Annotated in this window: 1 pseudogene and 1 other annotated feature; the pseudogene reads left to right on the top strand. The window is 65.2% G+C overall.

Annotated features, from left to right (window positions below):
* Positions 1–50: 50 nt before the first annotated feature.
* A pseudogene (locus FN976_RS28685) lies at positions 51–1,249 on the top strand (IS3 family transposase); the annotation flags it as partial.
* Positions 329–445: a sequence feature (AL1L pseudoknot), on the top strand. It overlaps the preceding pseudogene by 117 nt.
* Positions 1,250–1,381 lie beyond the last annotated feature (132 nt).

Below are 1,381 nucleotides of genomic sequence, written 5' to 3'. Positions count from 1 at the left end.
TGAACCGCCCCGGGATTTGAGGAGGCTCCTTCGATAGAGTATGGAGCCATATGAGGAAGTCACCCAAGTTCTCCCCCGAGGTCGTCGAGCGTGCCGTGCGCATGGTTTTCGACGCCAAGGACCAGTACCCGTCCCAATGGGCGGCCATTGAATCGATTGCCGGCAAGATCGGCTGCACCCCGGAGACGCTGCGCCGCTGGGTGCGCCAGGGCGAGCGTGACTCTGGCGTGCGCGAGGGTCTCACGACGGCCGACCAACAGCGTGTGAAGGAACTTGAACGCGAGGTACGCGAACTGCGCCGGGCCAATGAGATCCTGAAGCTGGCCGGCGCGTATTTCGCCCAGGCGGAGCTCGACCGCCGCTGGAAGCCGTGATGCCGTTCGTGGACGAGCACCGTGCTCGTTTCGGGGTCGAGCCGATCTGCAAGACGCTGCAGGTTGCCCCGTCGGTCTACTGGAGGGAGGACGCTCGCCGGCGTGAGCCGGCACTGTGTCCCCAAAGGCGGCAGCGCGATGCGCTGCTGGTCCCCGAGATCGAACGTGTCTGGAACGCCAACTGGTGCGTCTACGGAGCCGACAAGGTCTGGAAGCAGCTCAACCGCGAGCGCATCGAGGTGGCGCGCTGCACCGTGGAGCGTCTGATGCGCCGCCTGGGCCTGCAAGGCGCCATGCGCGGCAAGAACGTGCGCACCACCATCCCGGACGCCAAGGCAGCTTGCCCGCTGGACCGGGTCAACCGCCAGTTTCGGGCCGACAGGCCTAACCAGCTGTGGGTGAGCGACTTCACCTATGTCTCCACCTGGCAGGGCTTCGTCTACGTGGCCTTCGTCGTCGATGTGTTCGCCCGGCGCATCGTGGGCTGGCGAGTCAGCTCTTCGATGCAAACCGACTTCGTGCTGGATGCGCTGGAGCAAGCGCTGTACGCGCGGCGCGGCCAGCTCCATGGCGACTTGGTTCACCATTCCGACCGCGGATCGCAATACGTCTCCATCCGCTACAGCGAGCGACTTGCCGAGGCCGGGATCGAACCTTCGGTAGGCAGCAGGGGCGACAGCTACGACAACGCGCTGGCCGAGTCGATCAATGGCCTGTACAAGGCCGAGGTGGTCCATCGACGTGGCCCGTGGAAGACCAAGGAAGCGGTCGAACTGGCAACCCTGGCCTGGGTCGCATGGTTCAACCATCACCGGCTTCTGGAGCCAATCGGCTATATCCCGCCGGCCGAGGCTGAAGACAACTACTGGCGGCAGCGCCGACGACCTGGGGGGCCTCCGGCGGCCCCTGCGGGGGGCTTGAAGAAAGGAGAATCCGAAAGCCGAAGTCACCAGACCATCCCGGTCTGACTCACACCAACCAGCCTCCACGAAACCCGGGGCGGTTCA

Origin of the sequence: Caenimonas sedimenti (genome assembly GCF_007833165.1) — a bacterium.
GTDB classification, from domain to species: Bacteria; Pseudomonadota; Gammaproteobacteria; order Burkholderiales; family Burkholderiaceae_C; genus Ramlibacter; species Ramlibacter sedimenti.
The sequence above is the reverse complement of the archived record's forward strand: the minus strand, read 5'-3'. Positions and strand labels throughout refer to the sequence as shown.